The sequence below is a fragment of the Rathayibacter sp. AY1A5 genome (genome assembly GCF_002930875.1).
Lineage (GTDB): Bacteria > Actinomycetota > Actinomycetes > Actinomycetales > Microbacteriaceae > Rathayibacter.
In genome coordinates this window covers 1-22,399 of record NZ_PSTM01000034.1, presented here as the reverse complement: position 1 = coordinate 22,399, position 22,399 = coordinate 1, and the positions used below count along the sequence as shown (strand labels likewise).

Below are 22,399 nucleotides of genomic sequence, written 5' to 3'. Positions count from 1 at the left end.
CCGTCCGCCTCCCGGCGTCCCCCGAGCCGCCCAGCCGCCACAATGGACGGGTGAGTGCGAATGACGAGGTCGACGGGATCGTCGACGCCTGGGTCCGGGGATGGCAGGATGGACGGCGCGCGATCGCGCGGTCCGCCATGGTGTAACGGCAGCACGGCAGCCTTTGGAGCTGTCCGGTCCAGGTTCGAATCCTGGTGGCGGAGCGGCACCAGGACGGTGCGCTCACGGAGGAGAACGCGAAGAACATGGCAGACAGCACGCTCGCCGTCGTGATCCTGGCGGCAGGCCAGGGCACCCGCATGAAGTCCCGCACCCCGAAGGTCCTGCACCGCCTCGCCGGGAGGCCGCTGCTCGGGCACGTGCTCGACACGGCCGCCTCGCTCGACGCGGCGCACGTCGTCACCGTGGTGCGCCACGAGCGCGACCGGGTCGCCGAGGCCGTCCTCGAGCACACGCCCTCCGCGCTGGTGGTGGACCAGGACGAGACGCCCGGCACCGGCCGCGCGGTCGAGCAGGGCCTCGCGGCGCTCCCGGAGTCCTTCGCCGGCACGGTCGTCGTGCTGAGCGCCGACGTCCCGCTGCTGGACGCGCCGACCCTCCGCCGCCTGCTCGACGAGCACCTCGCCGCGGCGAACGCGCTCACCATGCTCTCCTGCGTGCTCGAGGACCCGACCGGCTTCGGCCGGATCGTCCGCGGCGCCGACGGAGCCTTCGCCTCCATCGTGGAGCAGAAGGACGCCAGCCCCGACGAGCTCGACCTCACCGAGATCAACGCCGGCGTCTACGCCTTCGACGCCGCCGCGCTCCGCTCGGTCATCGGCGCGATCGGCACCGAGAACGCTCAGCGGGAGAAGTACCTCACCGACGCCGCCGCCGCGCTCAAGGCCGCCGGCCGCGCGATCGAGGCCGTCCCCGTGCAGGACCGCTGGCTCGTGGCCGGGATCAACGACCGCGCCCAGCTCGCCGACGCGGCGCTCGAGCTCAACGCGCGCATCGTGCGCCGCTGGCAGCTCGAGGGCGTCACGATCCAGGACCCGGCGACCACCTGGATCGACGTGGACGCGGTCCTCGCCCCGGACGTCGAGATCCTCCCGGGCACGCAGATCAAGGGCCCGACCGTCATCGCCACCGGCGCGGTCATCGGCCCGGACACCACGCTCGACTCCTGCGAGGTCGGCGAGGACGCGGTCGTGAAGCGCTCCGACGCGACGCTCGCCGTGATCGGCGCGAAGGCCCAGGTCGGCCCGTTCTCGTTCCTCCGCCCCGGCACCGTGCTCGGCGCCCGCGGCAAGATCGGCACCTACGTCGAGACCAAGAACGCCGTGATCGGCGAGGGATCGAAGGTCCCGCACCTCTCCTACGTCGGCGACGCGGTCATCGGCGAGGAGTCGAACATCGGCGCCGGCTCGATCTTCGCCAACTACGACGGGGTGAGCAAGGCGTCCTCCGTGGTGGGCTCGCACGTGCGTGCGGGGTCGCACAACGTCTTCGTCGCCCCCGTTAGAATCGGTGACGGAGCGTACACGGGCGCCGGCACGGTCATCCGCAAGGACATCCCCGCCGGAGCCCTCGGGATCACCGTCGCTCCGCAGCGCAACATGGCCGGGTGGGTGCAGACCCACCGTCCGGGCACCGCAGCGGCCGACGCCGCCGAGGCGGCCCTGGCGTCGGATCCCACCGGATCCGACCAGGCGCCCACCGGAGGAAGCGGAGCACAGTGACCGGCATCACCGCCAGCAACAAGAAGAGCCTGGTCCTCGTCTCGGGGAGGGCGCATCCGGCACTGGCGGAAGCGGTCGCCGCCGAGCTCGGGACCGAGCTCGTCACGACCGAGGGGCGCACCTTCGCCAACGGCGAGCTCTACGTCCGCTACGGCGAGTCGGTCCGCGGAGGCGACGTGTTCGTCCTCCAGTCGCACACGTCCCCGATCAACGAGTGGCTGATGGAGCAGCTGATCATGGTCGACGCGCTCAAGCGCGCCTCCGCCAAGCGGATCACCGTGGTCGCCCCCTTCTACCCCTACGCGCGCCAGGACAAGAAGGGCCGCGGCCGCGAGCCGATCTCGGCCCGCCTCGTCGCGGACCTCTTCAAGGCGGCGGGAGCCGATCGGATCATGTCGGTCGACCTGCACGCGGCGCAGATCCAGGGCTTCTTCGACGGCCCCGTCGACCACCTCTTCGCGATGCCGGTGCTGCTCGAGCACTTCCGCGAGAAGCTCGACCCCTCGACCCTCACCATCGTCTCGCCCGACATGGGCCGCGTCCGCGTCGCCGACATCTGGAGCGACAAGCTCGGCGTCCCGCTGGCGATCATCCACAAGCGCCGCGACCCGAAGGTCGCCAACCAGGTCTCCGTCCACGAGATCGTCGGCGAGGTGAAGGGCCGCGTCTGCCTCCTCGTCGACGACCTCATCGACACCGGGCGCACCATCGCGAAGGCGGCCGAGGCGCTGAAGAAGGCGGGCGCGATCGGCGTGGTCGTCGCGGCCACCCACGCCGTCTTCTCGGACCCGGCGGTCGAGCTCCTGAGCTCGGAATTCATCGACTCGGTCGTCGTCACCGACACCCTGCCGCTGCCGCCGGAGAAGACCTGGGACCGCCTGACGATCCTGCCCATCGCTCCGCTGCTGGCCCGCGCCATCCACGAGGTCTTCGACGACGGCTCCGTGACGTCGATGTTCGACGGCGACGCGTAGGACCCCGCGCCCCGGGTGCGCCCTGCAGAGCGCACCCGGGTCCCGCCCCGGCTCCACCGCCTAGGGTGAGGCCGTGCCCCAGCGTTCGGATGCGACCCTCGCCCTGGCGGCGGTCTTCCTGGTCTGGTCGCCGGCCGCCGCCGCGGCGGGCTGGTGGCTGCTCCTCGGGCTCGCCGTCGCTGCGGCCGCCGCGGCCCTGAGCGCCGTCGCCGATGCCGGGCGCACCGTCCACGACGGCCCCTCCTCCGAGTGGCTCGGGATCGTCGGGCGCGCCTTCGCCTCGGCCGCGCTGGCCCTGACCGCGGCCCAGTCGGTCCTCGGGGGAGCGGCCCGGCCCCTGGCCGTCCTGCTGCTCGTGGCCGTCGCGCTCTTCGGTCTGCGCGGCGGGCGCCTCCCCGCTCGCCCGGTCCTGCTCCTCGTCGGTGCGGTCGTCGTCCTGCTGGCCGCCGCCGCCGTGATCGTGCTGGTGTCCCCTCCGGACCCCGCGCCGCTCGACCCGCTGCGCAACGGAGGGCCGCTGGGAGCCGGCACCGCCGCGGCCCTGCTCCTGATCCTCCTGCCGACCTCCCGCTCCGGCGCGGTGACGGCTCTCCGCCCCGCCCTGCTGCGCATCGGGATCGCCACGGCGGCCGCCGCCGCGCTCGGCACCGGTCTGCTCCTGGCGGCCGGTCCCGAGGTCCTCGCGTCCTCGGAGACCCCCCTGAGCGCTGTCACCCGGGGCACGCCCGCGTCCGGGCTCGTCGGGGCCGCCGCGGTGATCGCGGTCCTGCTCGCGCTCCTCGACCTCGGGAGGAGGGATGCGCGCGCCCTCGTCCGTCTCGCCGGCGCGGGGGAGATCCCGGCAGTGCTCGCCACCAGGAACCGCAGGACCGGCGTGCCGGCGGCGGCCCAGCTCGTCCTCTGCCTGGTCGCCGTGCTCGCGGTCGTGATCCTCGACGCCGACGCGCTGCTCGCCTTCGCCGTGGCCGCTCTGCTGGTGGCGACCATCGTGCGGCGCCTCGAACACGGAGCGGCCGGGGCGAGCGGGCCCGCCCTCGCGTCGGCCGCGGTCTCGCTGCTGCTCCTGCTCGCCCTCCCGGCGGCCACGGCGGCCGCCGCAGCGGTGCTCCTGGCGGCGCTCCTGATCGCGCGGGCGTTCCGGACCTGAGGGGTCAGCCGGCCCGGGCGTCGAGCGCCCGCTCGGGGAGCCGGACGCCACCGCCCGGCTCCGCTGACGACAGGGGAGCTCTCTCCGCAACGAGGAAGGCGCCCCCGCCCGAGGATCCGTGGATCCTGCGGGCGGGGGCGCCTTCCTCGTGCGACGCAGGTCAGTGCGTGGAGGGGTCCTGCTCGACCTCGGTGCGGTCACCCGACCACAGCGTGTGGAAGGTGCCCTCCCTGTCGACGCGCTTGTAGGTGTGCGCTCCGAAGAAGTCGCGCTGGCCCTGCACGAGAGCGGCCGGGAGGCGCTTGGAGGCGAGCGAGTCGTAGTACGACAGCGCGGCGCCGAAGCCGGGGATCGGCACGCCCGAGAGCGCGGCGGTCGAGACGATGCGGCGCCAGGCGGCCTCGCCGTTCGCGACGGCCTCGGCGAAGTACGGGTCCTCGAGAAGGGTCGTGATGCCGGCGTTCTCGTCGTAGGCGTCGACGATGCGGTTGAGGAACTGGGCGCGGATGATGCAGCCCGCGCGCCAGATCTTGGCGACCGCGCCCTTGTCGATCTCCCAGCCGTACTTCTCGGCCCCGGCGATGATCGCGTCGAAGCCCTGCGAGTAGGCGACGACCTTGGAGGCGTAGAGCGCGGCGCGCACGTCGTCCTCGAAGCCCTCGTACTTCTCGACCGGGGTCGGGCGCGAGGTGACGCGGGCCTGCACGGCCTCGCGCTGCTCGGGGTGGGAGGACACGGCGCGGGCGAAGACGGCCTCGGCGATGCCGCCGACGGGGACGCCGAGGTCGAGCGCGTTCTGCACGGTCCAGACGCCGGTGCCCTTCGAGCCGGCCTGGTCGAGGACGACGTCGATGAAGGGGTTGCCGGTGTCGGCGTCGACCTGGCGGAGCACCTCGGCGGTGATCTCGATGAGGTACGACTCGAGGTCGCCCTTGTTCCAGGCGTCGAAGACCTCGGCGATGGCGGCGGGCTCGTGTCCCCCGACGGTGCGGAGCAGGTCGTACGCCTCGGCGATGAGCTGCATGTCGGCGTACTCGATGCCGTTGTGGATCATCTTGACGAAGTGGCCGGCGCCGTCGGTGCCGATGTGGGTGACGCAGGGCTCGCCCTCGGCGACCGCGGCGATCGACGAGAGGATCGGGCCGAGGGTCCTGTAGGACTCGACCGAGCCGCCGGGCATGATCGACGGGCCCTTGAGCGCGCCCTCCTCGCCGCCGGAGATGCCGGTGCCGACGAAGTGGATGCCGGTCTCGCGGACGGCCTTCTCGCGGCGGATGGTGTCGGTGAAGAGCGCGTTGCCGCCGTCGACGATGATGTCGCCGGGCTCGAAGACCTTCGTCAGCTGCTCGATCACGGCGTCGGTGCCGCGGCCGGCCTGGACCATGATGATCGCGGTGCGCGGGGTGGCGAGCGAGGCGGCGAAGTCCTCGATGGTCTCGGACGCGACGAAGCCCGCCTCCGGGTGCTCCGTGATGAGGGTCTCGGTGCGGCCGTAGGAGCGGTTGAACACCGCGACCGTGTTGCCCTCGCGGCTGGCGAGGTTGCGGGCGAGGTTCGAGCCCATCACCGCCAGACCGACGACTCCGATGTTGGCTGTGGCGGTGGGCTTGTCAGACACGGTTCTCCTCGACGTTCGCGTTCAGGGGCGAGCCCAGGCTAGCCCCGGGTCGCTCCGGGGAGCCCGGGTCCGAGCCGTCTCCCGGCTGCACATCGGTCGTGCGGCGCGCGCACGGTCTTGCGCGCGCCGCGACGACCGCGACCGGAACCGGTCAGGCGCCGTGGCCGAGGGGGACGCGCTCCGACGGGATCGGCGGCGGCGGGGGAGTGCCGTCGCCGAACGGGCGGCCGCCGAGCTCCTCGCGGCGCGAGGGGACGAGCCAGCCGGAGAGGTCCGGGCCCTTGGGGACGACGCCGGTCGGATTGATGTCCCGCTGCACCTCGTAGTAGTGCGACTTGATGTGGGTGAAGTCGATCGTGTCGCCGAACCCCGGAGTGGCGAACAGATCCCGGGCGTAGCCCCAGAGCGCGGGCATCGCCGACAGCAGGTTCCGGTTGGCCTTGAAGTGGCTGTAGTAGACGGCGTCGAAGCGGGCGAGCGTCGTGAAGAGCCGCACGTCCGCCTCGGTGATGGTGTCGCCGACCAGGTAGCGGCGGGTGCTCAGCCGCTCCTCCAGCCAGTCCAGCCGCGCCCAGAGGCGGTCGTAGGCCCGGTCGTAGGAGCGCTGCGACCCGGCGAAGCCGCACTTGTAGACGCCGTTGTTCACGTCGTGGAAGACCAGCTCGGCGATCTCGTCGATCTCCTCGCGGTGCTCCTCGGGGTAGAGGTCGGGGGCGCCGTCGCGGTGGAACGCGGTCCACTCGGTGGAGAAGTCGAGCGTCATCACCGGGTAGTCGTTCGTGACGACCTGGCCGCTCGGGATGTCCACGAGGGCCGGGACGGTGATCCCGCGCGGGTAGTCGGGGAAGCGGGCGAAGAACGCGTCCTGGAGGCGGGGGATGCCCAGCACCGGGTCGACCCCGCCCGGATCGAGGTCGAAGGTCCAGCTGCGCTTGTCGTGCGTGGGCCCGCAGATGCCCATCGAGAGGGCGTCCTCGAGACCGAGCAGGCGCCGCACGATCACGGCGCGGTTCGCCCACGGGCAGGCGCGGGAGACCACGAGGCGGTAGCGCCCGGCCTCCACCGGGTACCCGTCGCGGCCGTCGGCGGTGATCCGCGTCGGGATGTAGTTCGTGTCGCGGTGGAAGCCGTTCTTCTCGACGTAGGAGCCGAAGTCGTCGCTCGTCATACCCGCACGGTAGGCGGTCCGCCTGGACGTCCGGCTCCGAGTCCGGCGGCGCGACCGCCTGCTGGCGGGCGGCCGCGATGCCGGGTAGGATCGGCAGCTGAACTTCGGCGAGGGATGCACGTGCATCCGTGATCGACGCGGTGGAAGCAGGCGAGGCCCCCACGGGGCGCCACGGACTTCTCCTCACGCTGACATGCGTTCGAGTCGACAAACCGTCCGTGGCCGCAGGCCACGACCCGATCCGGTGGCGTGCGCGCCGCCCAAGGAGAACATCATGGCTGAACTGACCAACAAGGTCGTCGTCGAGGTCCGCACCTCGTTCGGCAAGGGCGCCGCCCGCAAGATCCGCGCGCAGGACAAGATCCCCGCGGTCCTCTACGGTCACGGCACCGAGCCCCAGCACCTCACCCTCCCGGGCCACCAGGTGCTCCTGCTCACCCGCAAGGCGAACGCGATCCTCGAGCTCGACATCGAGGGCGCCGCGCAGACGACGCTGGTGAAGGACATCCAGCGCGACCCGGTGCGCCAGATCATCGAGCACATCGACCTCGTCGTCATCAACAAGGGCGAGAAGGTCGAGGTGGACATCCCCGTGCACGTCGAGGGCGACGCCGCTCCCGGCACCCTCGTCTCGATCGAGTCGAACACCCTCTCGCTCGAGGTCGACGCCACGCGCATCCCGCAGAACATCGTCGTCTCCGTCGAGGGCCTCGAGGCCGGCACGCAGATCACCGCCGCCGACGTCACGCTCCCCGAGGGCGCCACGCTGGTCACCGACGCCGAGATCCTCATCGTCAACGTCACCGCCGAGGTCGAGCAGGACCTGGGCGAGGACGACGAGACCCCGGCCTCGGGCGACGTCGTCGCCGAGACCGCGGAGTAGTCCGCACCACCCCGGGAACGGGCCCGCTCGCAGCCGCGGCGGGCCCGTTCCGCGTCCGGCGGGGGAGTCCCTCCGCCGCCCCCGAGGAAGAGGAACGACATGGGTGACACCTGGCTGGTCGTCGGACTGGGCAACCCGGGCGCGCAGTACGCGCGCAACCGGCACAACGTCGGTCAGATGGTGCTCGACGAGCTTGCGACGCGGATCGGCGGCTCGTTCCGCCGGCACAACCGCGCCAACGCCGTGGTCGCCGAGGGCTTCCTCCGCCCGGGCGGGCCGAAGCTCGTGCTGGGCAAGCCCAACAGCTTCATGAACCTCTCCGGCGGGCCGACGGCGCAGCTGCTCGACTTCTACTCGGTCGACCCGGCGCACCTGATCGTCGTGCACGACGAGCTCGACATCCCCTTCGACACCCTGCGCCTCAAGCAGGGCGGCGGTCACGGGGGGCACAACGGCATCCGCGACATCCTCGCGGCGACCGGAGGAGCCGAGTTCCTGCGCGTGCGGGTCGGCATCGGCCGCCCGCCGGGCCGCCAGCAGGCCGCCGACTTCGTGCTGAAGGACTTCGCCGGCCCGGAGCGCGAGGCGCTCCCGATCCTGGTCTCGGACGCCGCCGACGCCGTCGAGCTCATCGCCGACTCCGGCCTCTCCGCCGCCCAGCTGAAGTTCCACACCAGCGCCTGACCCGCCCTCCACCGAGGGCACCCCGGACGGCGAGGGAGACCGCAGCGCCGGGCTCCCTCGACGGTTCGGGGTTCCCTCGGCGGTCGGACCGCGGGGCGGCCGTAAACTGGATCCGTGCCCCTCAACGAGATCATCTCGGCGCTGTCGCGCGCCTCCACGTTCGACGATGCTCTCGCGTACGCGGTGCGGGACGCCGACTTCTCGGTGGCCGACGGCCTCCGGGTCCCCCTGCTCGCGGGGCTGATCGAGAGGCGCGCGGAGGCGGGACGCCCGCAGGCGGCGCTGGTGGTCACGGCCACGGGCCGCGACTCCGAGAACGTGCGCGCCTCCCTCGGCTGCATGCTGCCGGACGCGGACGTCGTCGAGTTCCCGGCCTGGGAGACGCTGCCGCACGAGCGCCTCAGCCCGAGCGCCGAGATCGTGGGGCGGCGCCTGGACGCGCTGCGGCGGATGAAGCAGTGGTCGGGCGAGCGGCCCCTCGTGGTGGTCGCCTCCGTGCGCGCGGCGCTGCAGCCGGTCGCCGACAACCTCGCCGACATCGAGCCGATCCGACTCGTGAAGGGCGCCCGCGGCTACGACCTCGGCCGCATCTCCTCCGAGCTGGTCGACCTGGCCTACGCTCGGGTCGACATGGTCACGCGCCGCGGCGAGTTCGCCGTGCGCGGCGGCATCCTCGACGTCTTCCCGGCGGTGGCCGAGCATCCGAGCCGAGTGGACTTCTTCGGCGACGAGGTCGACTCCATCCGCGGCTTCTCCGTGGCCGATCAGCGCTCGCTCCCGGGCGAGGCCGACTCGGTGGTCCTCCCGCCGAGCCGCGAGCTGCTGCTGGTGCCGGCGGTGCGGCAGCGGGCCCGCGAGATGCTGCACGAGTTCCCGAGCCTGTCGGCGATGCTCGCGAAGATCGCCGAGGGCATCCCGGTCGAGGGGATGGAGTCGCTCGCCCCCGCGCTGCTCGAGCGGCTGGTCCCGATCTCGCACTACCTGCCCGAGGGGGCGGCCGTCGCGGTCCTCGCCCCCGAGCGCGTGGCGACGCGGGCGATCAGCCTCGCCGAGACGAACCGCGAGTTCCTGCAGGCGGCCTGGAGCGCGGCGACCGCCGGCGCCGAGGCCCCCATCGACCTCGCCTCGGGCGAGTTCATCTCGCTCGGCGCGCTCCGCGACTCCGTGAAGCTCAGCGCCCCGGGCGCCGACGCTCCCGACCACCCCTGGTGGACGATGAGCACGTTCCGCCAGGGCCCCGCCGCGGGCGAGGCCGAGGTGCTGCCGGAGGAGCTCGGGATCGACGAGATCCTCGCCGTCCGCGTCGAGGGCGAGCCGGTCCCCGGATTCGGGGCGAGCGTCGAGGGCGCCCTCGCCCATGTCCGCGCGCGCCTGGCCGACGGCTGGACCGTGGTCCTGACCGCGCCCGGCACCGGCACGGTCGAGCGCACCGACCAGGTCCTCGCCGAGCACGAGGTCGCCGCCCGCATCGTCGCCGACCTCCCCGCTGGGCTCGAGACGGGCCTGGCCTACGTGGTCCAGGCCTCCGTCGACCACGGCTTCGAGGTGGAGGAGGCGAAGCTCGCCCTGCTCACCGACACGGAGTTCTACGGCCGCACCGTCGGCTACGACTCCCGCGCGGTGAAGAAGCTCGCGTCGCGCCGCAAGAACGTCGTCGACCCGCTGCAGCTCACCCCCGGCGACTTCGTGGTGCACGCCACCCACGGCATCGGCCGGTTCGTGGAGCTCTCGCAGCGCGAGGTCTCCAGCGGGGGCCGCAACGCGATCAAGACGCGCCGCGAGTACCTGGTGCTCGAGTACGCCCCCAGCAAGCGCGGCTTCCCCGGCGACAAGCTGCTCGTCCCCACGGACCAGCTCGACCTGCTCTCCCGCTACGTCGGCGGCGAGGCTCCGGCGCTGAGCAAGATGGGCGGGAGCGACTGGGCGCAGGCCAAGAGCAAGGCCCGCCGCGCGGTCCGCGACATCGCGGTCGAGCTCGTGAAGCTGTACTCCGCCCGGATGGCCTCCCGCGGGCACGCGTTCCCGCCGGACACCCCCTGGCAGCGCGAGCTGGAGGAGGCGTTCCCGTTCGCCGAGACCCCCGACCAGCTCACCGTCATCGACGAGGTCAAGGCCGACATGGAGCGGCCGATCCCGATGGACCGCCTGCTCTCGGGCGACGTCGGCTTCGGCAAGACCGAGGTCGCCGTGCGCGCCGCGTTCAAGGCGATCCAGGACGGGAAGCAGGTCGCGATGCTCGTGCCGACCACGCTGCTCGTCCGCCAGCACCTCGAGACGTTCCAGGAGCGCTTCGCCGGCTTCCCCGTCCACCTGCGGGCGCTCAGCCGGTTCCAGAGCGCGAAGGAGTCGAAGGAGACGATCGAGGGCCTGGCCGACGGCACCGTCGACATGGTCATCGCGACCCACCGGCTCCTCAGCGACAACATCGTCTTCAAGGACCTCGGCCTGCTCGTGATCGACGAGGAGCAGCGCTTCGGCGTCGAGCACAAGGACAAGCTCAAGGCGCTGAAGAAGAACGTCGACATCCTCTCGATGAGCGCCACGCCCATCCCGCGGACGCTCGAGATGGCGGTGACCGGCATCCGCGAGATGTCGACCCTCGCGACCCCGCCGGAGGAGCGCCACCCGATCCTCACCTTCGTCGGCCCCTACTCCGAGAAGCAGGTGTCGGCCGCGATCCGCCGGGAGCTCCTGCGCGAGGGCCAGGTGTTCTTCGTGCACAACCGCGTCTCGACGATCAACCGCGTCGCCTCGCAGCTCGCCGAGCTGGTTCCCGAGGCGCGGATCGCGGTCGCGCACGGCAAGCTCAGCGAGTCGCAGCTCGAGCGGATCATCGTCGACTTCTGGGAGCGCAAGTTCGACGTCCTGGTGTCGACGACGATCGTCGAGACCGGCCTCGACATCCCGAACGCCAACACGCTGATCGTCGACCGCGCCGACAAGTACGGTCTCTCGCAGCTGCACCAGCTGCGCGGGCGGGTCGGCCGCGGCCGCGAGCGCGCCTACGCCTACCTCCTCTACGACGAGACGAAGCCGCTGAGCGAGACCGCGCACGACCGGCTGCAGACGCTGGCCGCCAACTCGGACCTCGGCGGCGGCATGCAGATCGCGCTGAAGGACCTCGAGATCCGCGGTGCGGGCAACCTCCTCGGCGGCGAGCAGTCCGGGCACATCCAGGGCGTGGGCTTCGACCTCTACCTGCGGATGATCGGCGAGGCCGTCGACACCTTCCGCGGCGAGGTCGCCGAGGGGCAGACCGAGCTGCGGCTCGAGCTGCCCGTCGACGCGCGCATCCCGGAGGAGTACGTCGACAGCGAGCGGCTGCGCCTGGAGGCGTACCAGAAGCTGTCGGCCGCGTCGTCGCCGACGGCGAAGGAGGGGAGCATCGACCTCGTGGTCGAGGAGCTGACCGACCGCTACGGCGAGCTGCCCGAGGCGGTCGAGAACCTCATCCTGGTGTCGAGGCTGCGCATGCGCGCGCAGAAGGCGGGCCTCAGCGACGTGGTCGCGATGGGCTCGAACGTCCGCGTGGCTCCCGCTCACCTGCCCGACTCGATCCAGGTGCGCCTGCGCCGGATGTACCCGACCGCGAAGTACCTGCAGCAGGCCGACGCGGTCGTCGTGCCGATGCCCGTGCTCGACGGCGTCCCGCTCGGCGACCGGGCGCTCATCCAGTGGGTGGCGTCGCTCCTGGACTCGCTGTTCCCGGAGCCGGTCACCGTCTGAGGTCCTCGGGGCGGCGCTCCCCGGTGGAGCGCCGCTCCGCTCCGGCGGCCGTCGCCGCTGCGGGAGGGCCCGCTGGCAGGATGGAGGGCATGCCGCTCCTCGCCGCCCGACGTCCCCGCGAGCCGGAGCCGCTCGCCGGCCCGCTGGTCGCCGTCCGCGGGGTCGCGGTCCGCGCCTCGGGCGTCGAGTTGCTCGCGCCGTGCTCGCTCGAGGTGGAGGCGGGGGAGCGCGTCGCGGTGACGGGCCGCAACGGCACCGGCAAGACCACGCTCCTGCGGGTGATCGCCGGCCTCACCGCTCCGAGCGAGGGAGTCGTGGCGGTGGCCGGGCGCGCCCCGGAGGAGCGGTCCGCCGCCCACCGCCGCGCCGTCGCCGCCCTGATCGGCACCCCTCCCTTCGAGCGGGACCTGACCCTCGAGGAGCACCTCGCGATGGTGGCCGTCTCGTGGGGCGCGCCGGTCGCCGACGCCCGCCGCGAGGCCGCGGCTGGTCTCGACGCGCTCGCGCTCGCTCCGCTCGCCCGCCGCTTCCCGCACGAGCTCTCCTCCGGGCAGACGCAGCTGTTCTCCCTCGCGCTCGTGCTGGCCCGGCCCTCGGCGGTGCTGCTGCTCGACGAGCCGGAGCAGCGGCTCGACGTCGAGCGGGTGCCGCTGGTGGCGGAAGTCCTGCGGCGCGCAGCCGCGTCCCGGGCACTCGTCGTCGCGACCCACAGCCCTGTGCTGATCCAGGGTCTGGGCGCGCGGGTCGTCGAGCTGGAGCGGGCGTGACGCGCGCGGAGAGGGCTCGCGTCGCCGAGGTGCGGGCTCTGCACCGGCACCGCGCCGCGGCTCCGCCGAGTCCGCGCGCCTACGCGGGCTACCTCGCCGCGATGACCGTCCTCGTCGTCGTCCTCCCCGTCGCCCGGGCCCTCGCGCTCCTCGCCGCCGAGGCGGGAGCCGCGCCGGAGCCGCTGATCGCCCTCGCCGCGGGTCTCGCCCTGCCCGCCGCCGTGCTCCTGGGCCGGGTGCGCGGACCCGCGGTGGGCGAGCCGCACACCACGGCCGTGCTGCTCGCGACCGATCTGCGCCGCTGGTCGGTGCTCCGCCGACCCGTGGTCCGGGCGTCGGCCGGTCTCGTGGCGGGCTGCTCCGCCGTCGCGTCGCTCCTCGCCCTCGCCGCCTCCGCGCCGCTCCTCGCGGCCGTCGCCGGCGGCGCCGCGTTCGCCGGCCTCCTCGCCGTCGCCTGGCTCGCCGGTCAGTGCCTCCCCCCGCGCCTCCCCGCGCTCGCGGCGGGCCTCCTCGCCTCCCTCGCGGTCCTCGGGGCCCTCCTGCCCGGTGCGCCCACGCCGGGCGGCCTCCTCGCCTCAGCCGTGAGCGGAGCGGAGGAGGTGCGCGCCGCGACCGTGCTGCTCGCGTCGGCCGCGGTCCTCCTGGCCGCGGCGCCCCGGCTGCTCGACGCCGCGCGCGGGCCTCGCCTCCTCGCCCAGGCCCGGCAGTGGTCGGCGACCGCCCGGCTCGGAGCGACGGGCGACCTCGCCGAGTCGCTCGACGGGTACCGCGCCCTCCCGGCGATCGGGCGGGGGCTCCGAGCGGTCCGCCTCTCCCCGTTCGCCCTCGCGGTGCCGGTGCGCGACGCGATCGGCGCGCTGCGCACTCCCGGCCGCTCAGCGGTCGCGGTCGTCGCCCTGGCCGTTGCCGGCGCCGCCGCCGTGCTCGCCGCGGTCGTGCCGTCCTCCCTCCTCGCACTCCCGGCCGCCGCGGCGGGCGTGCTCGCCTACCTCGGCGCCGGCGTCTGGAGCGACGGCTTCCGCCACGCCGCCGCGACAGCGGGGCAGCCGGCGCTCCTCGCCCCCGGTCCGTTCGAGCTGCTCCTCCTGCACGCCGTGCTCCCTCTGGTGCTCGCGGTCGGAGTCGCGGTGCTCGGCGCCCTCGCCGCCTCGCTGCTGCTCCCGGGCGCGGCGGTGCCGGTGGCCGCCGCGACCGCCGTCGCCGCCGTCGCCGCGCGGGCGATGGACGCGACCCGGGGTCCGCTGCCGCCGCAGCTGCTCAGCCCGGTGCCGCTCCCGATCGGGGACGGCGCGGGAGTCGCGGTGGTCCTCTGGAACCTGGCGGGTGCACTCGTCAGCGCCTCGACCGCGGTGTCCGTCGCGGCGTCACCCGGGCTCCTCGCCGCGGTGCCGCTCGTCGCCGGCGGCTGCCTCCTCGTCGCGCGGCGGCGTCTCGCGCGGGCCTGAGGCTCCCGGGCGCCCGCGCCGCCCGGATGTCCGCGGCGGCGGCCGGACCGGATGCGAGGATGGCGGGGTGACCGCGCATCCCCGGCTCGACGAGCTCATCCGCACCGTCCACGTCCTCCGCGCCCCGGGCGGTTGCCCGTGGGACGCCGAGCAGACCCACGAGTCGCTCGTGCGCTACCTGATCGAGGAGTCGCACGAGCTCGTCGACGCGATCGAGGCGGGGGACCGGGCCGACCTGATCGAGGAGCTCGGCGACGTCCTCTACCAGGTTCTCTTCCACGCCGACCTGGCGGCCGAGAGCGCCGAGCCCTTCACCATCGAGGACGTCGCGGCGCACATGAACGCCAAGATGATCGGCCGCCACCCGCATGTGTTCGGCGACGCCACTGCCGAGACGGCCGACGACGTCATCGCGGTGTGGGACGAGCTCAAGCGCACCGAGAAGCCGCACCGCACGAGCGTGCTCGACGGGATCCCGCAGGGCATGCCCGCCCTCGCGCTGGCCGACAAGGTGATCGGCAAGGCGACCTCGCTGGGCGTCGTGGACGCCGGCCAGGGCCCGCTTCCCATCGAGTCGGAGGAGGACCTCGGCCCGCTGCTGCTGGCCATCGTCGCCTCCGCCCGCGCCCAGGGGCTCGACGCCGAGCGCGCGCTCCGCACGGTGACGCGCGACCTGCAGGACGAGATCCGCGCGGTGGAGCAGGAGCGGCGCGCGGACTGAGGCGTCCGCCGGCCCGCCCCGGCCGATCTGGGAGAATCGCCGTCATGGCCTCCCCGATCACCCCGCCCCGCGGCATGCGCGACTTCCTCCCCGCCGACAAGGCTAAGCGCGAGCACGCGCTCGGCGTCATCCGCCGCGTGTACGCCTCCCACGGGTTCGACGAGATCGAGACGCCCGTGGTCGAGGACTTCGACCGCCTCCACTCCGGGCTCGGCGGCGACAACGAGAAGCTCGCCTTCAGCGTCCTGCGCCGAGGGCTCACCCGCGACGACCTGGCGGCGGTCGACGACGCGTCCGCCCTCGCCGACCTCGGCCTGCGCTTCGACCTCACGGTGCCTCTCGCCCGCTTCTACGCCTCGCACCGCGCCGAGCTGCCGGCTGTCTTCCGCTCGGTGCAGATCGCGCCGGTGTGGCGCGCCGAGCGCCCGCAGAAGGGGCGGTACCGCCAGTTCGTGCAGTGCGACATCGACATCATCGGCGAGCCCGGGCAGCTGGCCGAGGTCGAGCTCATCACGGCGACCGCGGCGGCGCTCGACGCCCTGGGCCTCGAGGACTGCACCATCCGGATCAACGACCGCCGCATCCTCACCGGAATCCTCGAGCACTGCGGCTTCGCCCCCGAGCGCTTCGGCCCGGCGCTGATCTCGATCGACAAGCTCGACAAGATCGGCGCCGCCGGGGTCGTCGCCGAGCTCGAGGCCGACGGGCCGGACGCGGCCGCGGTCCTCGGGGGCTACCTCGCGCGGATCGAGCAGGCGGTCGCCGCCGGGGGAGTGGCGCTCGAGCAGTCCGCGATCCTCGACGTGCTGCCCGAGGGCATCGACCCGGAGGCGGTGCTCGCGCTCGAGACGCTGGCCCGGTCGCTGCGCTCGCTGCCCGCCGGCGTCTCGCTCCGCTTCGACCCGACGCTCGTGCGGGGCATGGGCTACTACACCGGCACGATCTTCGAGATCGCGCACCCGTCCTCGGGCTCCTCGGTCGGCGGCGGCGGGCGGTACGACGGGATGATCGGCCGCTTCCTCGGTCAGGACGTGCCGGCCTGCGGCTTCTCGATCGGCTTCGAGCGGATCGTCGAGCTGATCGGCGGTGCCGTCGTCGAGCGTCCCGACGCCGTCGTCCTCGTCCACGAGCGCGACGCGGCGCCCGAGATGCTGCTCGCGCTCAAGCAGGAGCTGATCGCCCGGGGCTCGCGCGTGCGCCTCGAGCGCCGGGCGAAGAACCTCACCCCGCTGCTGGACCGCGCGGCCGCCGCGGGCTTCACCCGCTTCGCGCTCGTCCCGCGGGACGCCGCCTCCGCCGCCGACCTCTCCTTCAAGGACCTCGGCTGATCCGCGCCGGCGGCGCCGGGTGAGCGACGCCGGCCGCCTGCGCTGAGCCGCGCCCGTGGGAGGGGCCGGGGTCGTCCTGTGAGGCCTGAACAGGGTCTCAGCCGATCCGTCAGGGGATCATGTCGATCTGGTCGGATCCTTGTCGGATCCGTGAGAGCCTTAATACCCGCGAAATCTGCGGACACACCCGAGAAATCTCCCCCGGATAGCGTCGAGGCACCCGATCGGCGCGGCTTGGCGCGCCTGCACGGGCACCCCGTCGCGACCCCGCGCACCGCACCGCAGCAGCCCTGACGATCCCCACCCGAGGAGTCCCCTTGACCCTGTCGCCCCTCCGCTCCCTCCCGGCCTTCGACCGCCGCAGCCTCCTCCGCCTGGCGGGTGTCGCCGGCCTCGCGATCGGCGGCGCCTCCGTCCTCGCCTCCTGCGCCTCCGACTCCTCCGGCGCGTCCGCCGCGGACGGCGGCGACCTCGGCACCCTCAAGGTCCAGCTCTCCTGGATCAAGAACGAGGAGTTCGCGGGCGAGTTCTTCGCCGACTCGAAGGGCTACTTCACCGAGGCCGGCCTGGCAGGAGTGACGCTCACCCCCGGCCCCTCGACGGGCGTGGCCGAGCTCCTCTCGGGCAGCGCGGACGTCGCGCTCAGCGACGCCGTCTCGATCGGCACCGCGATCGCCCAGCAGGAGGCCCCGCTCAAGATCATCGGCGCGACCTACCAGAAGAACCCCTTCACGGTCCTCTCGATCAAGACCGCCGGCAACATCGCCACTCCGGCCGACCTCGCCGGGAAGAAGATCGGCGTCCAGGCCTCGAACACGTCCCTGTTCCAGGCGCTGCTCGCCGCGAACGGCCTCTCCGAGTCCGACCTCACGGTCGTCCCCGTCGAGTACGACCCCTCCGTCCTCGTCAACGGCACCGTCGACGGCTTCATCGCCTACCTGACGAACGAGGCCATCACGGTCGCGGCCGAGGGCTACGAGGTCGTCAACCTGCCCTTCGCCGACAACGGCCTCCCCTTCGTCGCCGAGACCTTCTCGGTGTCGGAGCAGGCGATCGCCGAGAAGCGCGACGCTCTGAAGGCGTTCCTCGTCGCCGAGATCAAGGGCTGGACCGACGCGGTCAACGACCCGGAGGCGGGCGCGATGCTCGCCGTCGAGAACTACGGCAAGGACCTCGGCCTCAACGAGGAGTCCTCCAAGAAGGGCGCCACCATCCAGGCCGAGGAACTGGTCGTCTCGGACGAGACGGTCTCGAACGGCCTCTTCACCATCTCCGAGACGCTGCAGTCCGAGACCATCGCGTCCCTCGCGGGCGCCGGGATCGACGTCACGGCCGAGGACCTCTTCGATCTGACCCTCCTCGACGAGGTCTACGAGGAGAACCCCGAGCTGATGAAGTACGCGGCCTGATCCTGATCCACGAAGGGCACCACTCGTGACCGACACGACCGACGCCGGCACCCTGCGCGACCAGGGTGCCGGCGGCACCGGCATCCAGATCCACGGCCTGTCGAAGACGTTCCGGATGGGCTCGCGCAGCGTCGCGGCGCTGCAGGACACCGACCTCCACACCGACCAGGGCAGCTTCCTCGCCCTGCTCGGCCCGTCGGGGTGCGGCAAGTCGACCATCCTGCGCATCCTCGCGGGACTGGAGGAGCCGACGTCCGGCTCCATCCGGGTCGACGGCCGCACCCCCCAGGAGCTGCGCCGCGACAACAAGCTCGGCATCGCCTTCCAGGACCACGCGCTCCTGCCGTGGCGCAGCGTCATGGCGAACATCCGCCTGCCGTTCGAGATCGCGGGCAAGAGCGTCGACCAGTCCTACATCGACGAGCTGATCGACCTCGTCGGCCTCCGCGGCTTCGAGAAGGCCAAGCCGGCCCAGCTCTCGGGCGGCATGCGCCAGCGCGTGTCGATCGCGCGGTGCCTGATCCTCAAGCCCGAGGTCCTGCTGCTCGACGAGCCGTTCGGCGCCCTCGACGACATGACGCGGCAGAAGCTCAACCTCGAGCTGCTGCGGATCTGGACCGAGAAGCCCGCCACGACGCTCCTCGTCACGCACGGCATCTCGGAGGCGATCTTCCTCTCGGACCGCGTCGCGGTGATGAGCCCGCGCCCGGGACGGGTGAAGGAGATCATCGACATCGACCTGCCCCGCCCGCGCACCCCCGAGATGCAGCGCACCCCCGAGTTCCACGCCTACGTCGACCAGGCCTCCGAGCTGCTGTTCGGCGACGGCGGCGCGGCCGCGGACGACCGCGTCTAGGAGGCATCGTGGCCACCACGCTCCCCGCGGCCCCGCGCCGCGCCCTGTCCCTGCCTCCGTGGCTCACCGGGCTGATCGGCGTCGCCGCGATCATCGCCGTCTGGTGGATCGTGGCGCTCGTCACCGCGCCCACCGGCGCCGCGACCTACGCGCCCGTCCCCACTCCCGTGCAGGTCGTGCAGACCGCGATGGAGGACGGCGCCGGCTTCTACTGGCGCAACTTCTCCGTCACGATCGGCGAGGCGGCCGTCGGCTACTTCTGGGGCAACCTCCTTGCGCTCGTGCTCTCGGCGCTCGTGCTGGTCCTGCCCTGGCTGGAGGGGGTCGTCTCGCAGCTCGCGGTCATCACTTACTGCGTGCCGATCGTCGCCATCGGAGCGATCGTGCTGCTGATCCTCGGCGGTGCGGACGCTCCCGGGAAGGCGAGCGCGACGGCGATCTTCCTGGCCGGCCTCTCGGTGTTCTTCACCACGGTCGTCGGCAGCCTGCTCGGGCTGAAGGCGGCCGACAAGGCGGCGCTCGACGTCGTCACGGTCTACGGGGGCTCGCGGTTCACCCAGCTGCGCAAGGTCCGTCTGATCGCGGCGCTGCCCAACATCCTGTCGGCGCTGCAGATCGCGGTGCCCGCGGCCTTCCTCGGCGCGATCCTCGGCGAGTACTTCGGCAAGATCGAGACGGGCGTGGGCCCGATCCTGGTCGCGGCGCAGGTCTCGCTGAACTCGCCCCGCGTCTGGGCGCTCTTCCTCCTCTGCGCGGGCGTCGCGCTCCTCGGCTATGGCATCGTCGGACTGATCGGGCGCCTCATCGCGCCCTGGTCCTCCGGAAAGCGGGCATGACCATGACGACCACCGTCCCCGACCGCACGGAGCAGTCCACGGCCACGTCGATCCTCGCGGTCGACGAGCTGCGGCGTCAGCTGCGCACGGCCGCCCTCGGCGCGACTCTCAAGAGCCTGCGCAAGAGCCTGCTCGTCGCCCTGTCGACGATCGTGATCGTGCTGGCGATCTGGATCGGCGTGGTCCTCTTCAGCGGGGTCTCGCCCTACGTGGTCAAGGGCCCGTGGGACGTCTGGCAGCACCTGGTGACCGATGCGAAGGCCGCGGAGCACCGCGCCGAGCTGGGCGGCCTCTTCGCCGTGACCATGGGCGACGCACTGATCGGCTTCGCGGCCGGCCTGGTCGTGGCGATCCTCGGCGCGATCCTGTTCCGCCTGTCGAAGGGCATCGAGCACGCGCTGATGCCGTTCGCGATGCTGCTGCGCTCGGTGCCGCTGATCGCGATGGCGCCGCTGATCATCCTGGTCTTCGGGACCGGCTCGATCGCCTCGGTCGCGGTCATCGGCGGGATCGTCGTCCTGTTCCCCGCGCTGGTGACGATCGCCTTCGGCCTCAACAACGCCTCCCCGCAGATGCTCGACGTGGTCGCGGTCTACGGCGGCAGCACTCTCACCGCGATCCGCAAGGTGGCCATCCCCGGCTCGCTGCCCTCGCTCTTCGCCGCGATCCGCATCTCGGTGCCCGGAGCGATCACGGGCGCGCTGCTCGCCGAGTGGCTCTCCACCGGTGCGGGCATCGGCGGGGCGATCAACGCCTGGTCCACCCAGGCCCGGTTCGCGGACGTCTGGTCGGCGGTCGTGCTCGTGACCGGCGTCTCGCTCGTGCTCTACATGCTCGTGCAGGTGCTCGAGACCTTCGTCCTCTCCCGGATGTCCCTCTCCCTCACCTGACCCCGTCGCTTCCCCCTTCCGCGGGACGCCACTCGAGTGCGGCTCGCACGGTGGGTCGCATACCCCGGTGGTGTCTCGCGGGAAGGGGGAGGGCAGGGGGAGCGGAGCGACGGGGCCCGGTCAGACGGTGACGATCGCGTCGACGCGGTGGCCGGCCAGCACCTCGCGGCCGCCGAGCCCGTCGAGCTCCATGACCACCGCGATCCCCTCGAGGCTCCACCCTGCGCGCTCGATCAGGCGGCGGCTCGCGTCGAGCGTGCCCCCGGTCGCCAGCACGTCGTCGACCAGCAGCAGCCGCGAGCCGCGGGGCGCCGCGTCCTCGTGCACCTCCAGCATCGTCTCGCCGTACTCGAGGGTCGCCTGCTCGCGCAGCACGGCCCGCGGGAGCTTGCCGGGCTTGCGGATGGTGACGACGCCGAGACCGGCCGAGTAGGCGGCCGCTGCGGCGAGCAGGAAGCCGCGCGCCTCCACGCCCGCGATCGCGTCGATCCGGCCGCGGTAGGGCTCGATCAGCGCGTCGGCCACCGCCCGCAGGGCCTCGCCGTCGCCGAAGACCGGCGTGAGGTCGCGGAACAGGATGCCCGGGCTCGGGAAGTCCGGGACGACGGCGGTGAGACGGTCGACGTGGTCGGCGGCGGTCGTGGTCACGGGGAACCTCCGGGTCGGCGGGTGCGCCCGGGCCGTCCGGCGATCGGGCCCTGGGAGTCTACGACCGGCTGCGGTCTCCTGCGCTTCGGAGGCGGTCAGTAGACTCCTTCCCGACCGCTCCCGTCTCCGGGAGCCCACCCGTCAAGAGGAGATAGTTGTGGCCCTTATCGAGGCAGTCGTCGCCCGAGAAATTCTGGACTCCCGTGGCAACCCCACGGTCGAGGTCGAGGTCCTGCTCGAGGACGGCGCGTCCTCGCGAGCGGCCGTCCCGTCCGGCGCCTCCACCGGCGCGTTCGAGGCGTACGAGCTCCGCGACGGCGACTCCGACCGCTACCTCGGCAAGGGCGTGCAGAAGGCCGTCGACGCCGTCATCGACGAGATCGGCCCGGCCATCGAGGGCTTCGACGCCACCGACCAGCGCCTCGTCGACGCCGAGCTGATCGAGCTCGACGGCACCGAGAACAAGTCCCGCCTGGGCGCGAACGCGATCCTCGGCGTCAGCCTCGCCGTGGCCAAGGCCGCCGCGCAGTCGTCGGACCTCGACCTGTTCCGCTACGTCGGCGGCCCGAACGCGCACACCCTGCCCGTGCCGCTGATGAACATCATCAACGGAGGCGCGCACGCCGACACCGGCGTCGACATCCAGGAGTTCATGGCCGTCCCGCTGGGCGCCGAGTCCTTCTCCGAGGGCCTGCGCTGGGGCGTCGAGATCTACCACGCGCTCAAGGCGCAGCTGAAGAAGGCCGGCTTCGCCACCGGCCTCGGCGACGAGGGCGGCTTCGCCCCCGACCTGCCCACCAACCGCGAGGCGCTCGACTTCATCCTCAAGGCCGTCGAGGCCGCCGGCTTCACCCCCGGCAAGGACATCGGGCTCGCGCTCGACGTCGCCTCCTCGGAGTTCTACGAGGACGGCGCCTACACGTTCGAGGGCAAGAAGCTCTCGGCCGAGGAGCTCTCCTCCTACTACGCCGACCTCGTCGCCAACTACCCGCTGGTCTCGATCGAGGACCCGCTGGACGAGGACGACTGGGCCGGCTGGACCCACCTCACCGCGGCCATCGGCGACAAGGTGCAGCTCGTCGGAGACGACCTGTACGTCACCAACCCGGTGCGCCTCGCCCGCGGCATCGCCGAGAAGGCCGGCAACTCGATCCTGGTCAAGGTGAACCAGATCGGCACGCTCACCGAGACGCTCGACGCCGTGGCCCTCGCCCAGCGCAACGGCATGACCGCGATCCTCTCGCACCGCTCCGGCGAGACCGAGGACACCACCATCGCCGACCTCGCGGTCGCGGTGGACGGCGGCCAGATCAAGACCGGCGCCCCGGCCCGCTCGGACCGCGTCGCGAAGTACAACCAGCTGCTGCGCATCGAGGAGATCCTGGGAGGTGCGGCGACCTACGCGGGTCGCTCCGCCTTCCCGCGCTTCTCCGCGTAGTCTCGGCACGCCGGACCGGCCCCGGAGCCCAGCACCTCGGTGCGGGCGCCGGGGCCGCTCCACTTCCCCCGCCGCGATCGAGGAGGCACCCGCCCATGGCCCGTCCGCCCCGCCGCACCTCCGCTCCCGGGAGCGCACCC

General features: G+C 72.8%; 18 protein-coding genes and 1 tRNA gene. 16 read left to right on the top strand and 3 right to left on the bottom strand.

Annotation, left to right across the window (positions count from 1 at the left end; genetic code table 11):
• Positions 1–131: 131 nt before the first annotated feature.
• From C5B98_RS15840 to C5B98_RS15825, 4 genes are all read left to right on the top strand, one after another.
• Positions 132–203, top strand: a tRNA-Gln gene (locus C5B98_RS15840).
• 42 nt (positions 204–245) lie between these two features.
• Positions 246–1,721 carry a bifunctional UDP-N-acetylglucosamine diphosphorylase/glucosamine-1-phosphate N-acetyltransferase GlmU gene (glmU, locus tag C5B98_RS15835; protein ID WP_104222372.1) on the top strand — a complete coding sequence of 492 codons (1,476 nt, stop codon included), beginning with the start codon at positions 246–248 and terminating at the stop codon, positions 1,719–1,721.
• Positions 1,718–2,695, top strand: a complete 978-nt coding sequence (locus C5B98_RS15830) for a ribose-phosphate diphosphokinase (protein ID WP_104222342.1) — start codon at positions 1,718–1,720, stop codon at positions 2,693–2,695. The genes glmU and C5B98_RS15830 overlap by 4 nt, the downstream gene beginning before the upstream one ends.
• 73 nt (positions 2,696–2,768) lie before the next feature.
• Positions 2,769–3,842 (top strand): hypothetical protein, encoded by a 1,074-nt coding sequence (locus tag C5B98_RS15825; RefSeq protein WP_104328081.1) that lies wholly within the window; start codon positions 2,769–2,771, stop codon positions 3,840–3,842.
• Positions 3,843–4,002: 160 nt separating this feature from the next.
• Here the strand turns inward: C5B98_RS15825 and gndA are convergent, their stop codons facing one another.
• Both gndA and C5B98_RS15815 read right to left on the bottom strand, forming a co-directional pair.
• Positions 4,003–5,460 carry an NADP-dependent phosphogluconate dehydrogenase gene (gene gndA / locus C5B98_RS15820; protein ID WP_104226928.1) on the bottom strand — a complete coding sequence of 486 codons (1,458 nt, stop codon included), beginning with the start codon at positions 5,458–5,460 and terminating at the stop codon, positions 4,003–4,005.
• Between the two features lie 151 nt (positions 5,461–5,611).
• A complete protein-coding gene (locus C5B98_RS15815) occupies positions 5,612–6,628 on the bottom strand; it encodes a glutathione S-transferase family protein (RefSeq protein ID WP_104226929.1) in 1,017 nt (338 codons plus the stop codon).
• Positions 6,629–6,902: 274 nt separating this feature from the next.
• Here C5B98_RS15815 and C5B98_RS15810 point away from each other — a divergent pair, with 274 nt between their 5' ends.
• From C5B98_RS15810 to C5B98_RS15760, 11 genes are all read left to right on the top strand, one after another.
• Positions 6,903–7,511, top strand: coding sequence for a 50S ribosomal protein L25/general stress protein Ctc (locus C5B98_RS15810; RefSeq protein ID WP_104233682.1), 609 nt, complete (start codon positions 6,903–6,905; stop codon positions 7,509–7,511).
• A gap of 99 nt (positions 7,512–7,610) precedes the next feature.
• Positions 7,611–8,195 carry an aminoacyl-tRNA hydrolase gene (gene pth, locus C5B98_RS15805; RefSeq protein WP_104233681.1) on the top strand — a complete coding sequence of 195 codons (585 nt, stop codon included), beginning with the start codon at positions 7,611–7,613 and terminating at the stop codon, positions 8,193–8,195.
• A gap of 114 nt (positions 8,196–8,309) precedes the next feature.
• Entirely contained in the window at positions 8,310–11,921 is a 3,612-nt protein-coding gene (gene mfd / locus C5B98_RS15800) for a transcription-repair coupling factor (protein ID WP_104248107.1), read from the top strand.
• An 89-nt stretch (positions 11,922–12,010) separates the two neighbouring features.
• Positions 12,011–12,688, top strand: a complete 678-nt coding sequence (locus C5B98_RS15795) for an ATP-binding cassette domain-containing protein (RefSeq protein WP_104274329.1) — start codon at positions 12,011–12,013, stop codon at positions 12,686–12,688.
• A complete protein-coding gene (locus C5B98_RS15790) occupies positions 12,685–14,133 on the top strand; it encodes a hypothetical protein (protein ID WP_104328080.1) in 1,449 nt (482 codons plus the stop codon). Before C5B98_RS15795 ends, C5B98_RS15790 begins: the two co-directional genes overlap by 4 nt.
• A 67-nt stretch (positions 14,134–14,200) precedes the next feature.
• The gene (locus tag C5B98_RS15785; protein ID WP_104328079.1) at positions 14,201–14,854 is read left to right on the top strand and encodes a MazG family protein; all 654 of its coding nucleotides are present in this window, start codon (positions 14,201–14,203) and stop codon (positions 14,852–14,854) included.
• A 44-nt stretch (positions 14,855–14,898) separates the two neighbouring features.
• A complete protein-coding gene (hisS, locus tag C5B98_RS15780; RefSeq protein ID WP_104328078.1) occupies positions 14,899–16,182 on the top strand; it encodes a histidine--tRNA ligase in 1,284 nt (427 codons plus the stop codon).
• 317 nt (positions 16,183–16,499) lie between these two features.
• Complete coding sequence (locus C5B98_RS15775; RefSeq protein WP_258059873.1) at positions 16,500–17,591, top strand: ABC transporter substrate-binding protein; 1,092 nt, start codon at positions 16,500–16,502, stop codon at positions 17,589–17,591.
• A gap of 115 nt (positions 17,592–17,706) precedes the next feature.
• Positions 17,707–18,447: an ABC transporter ATP-binding protein gene (locus tag C5B98_RS15770; RefSeq protein ID WP_104222373.1), complete on the top strand. Its 741-nt coding sequence runs from the start codon at positions 17,707–17,709 to the stop codon at positions 18,445–18,447.
• An 8-nt stretch (positions 18,448–18,455) separates the two neighbouring features.
• On the top strand, positions 18,456–19,283 hold the full coding sequence (locus C5B98_RS15765; RefSeq protein WP_258062147.1) for an ABC transporter permease: 828 nt from the start codon (positions 18,456–18,458) through the stop codon (positions 19,281–19,283).
• Positions 19,280–20,173 carry an ABC transporter permease gene (locus C5B98_RS15760; protein WP_104328077.1) on the top strand — a complete coding sequence of 298 codons (894 nt, stop codon included), beginning with the start codon at positions 19,280–19,282 and terminating at the stop codon, positions 20,171–20,173. The genes C5B98_RS15765 and C5B98_RS15760 overlap by 4 nt, the downstream gene beginning before the upstream one ends.
• A gap of 120 nt (positions 20,174–20,293) precedes the next feature.
• On the opposite strand, the gene C5B98_RS15755 is transcribed toward C5B98_RS15760, so the two are convergent.
• Positions 20,294–20,821: an adenine phosphoribosyltransferase gene (locus C5B98_RS15755; protein WP_104222360.1), complete on the bottom strand. Its 528-nt coding sequence runs from the start codon at positions 20,819–20,821 to the stop codon at positions 20,294–20,296.
• Between the two features lie 157 nt (positions 20,822–20,978).
• Here C5B98_RS15755 and eno point away from each other — a divergent pair, with 157 nt between their 5' ends.
• A complete protein-coding gene (eno, locus tag C5B98_RS15750) occupies positions 20,979–22,259 on the top strand; it encodes a phosphopyruvate hydratase (RefSeq protein ID WP_104222361.1) in 1,281 nt (426 codons plus the stop codon).
• The last annotated feature ends 140 nt before the right edge of the window (positions 22,260–22,399 follow it).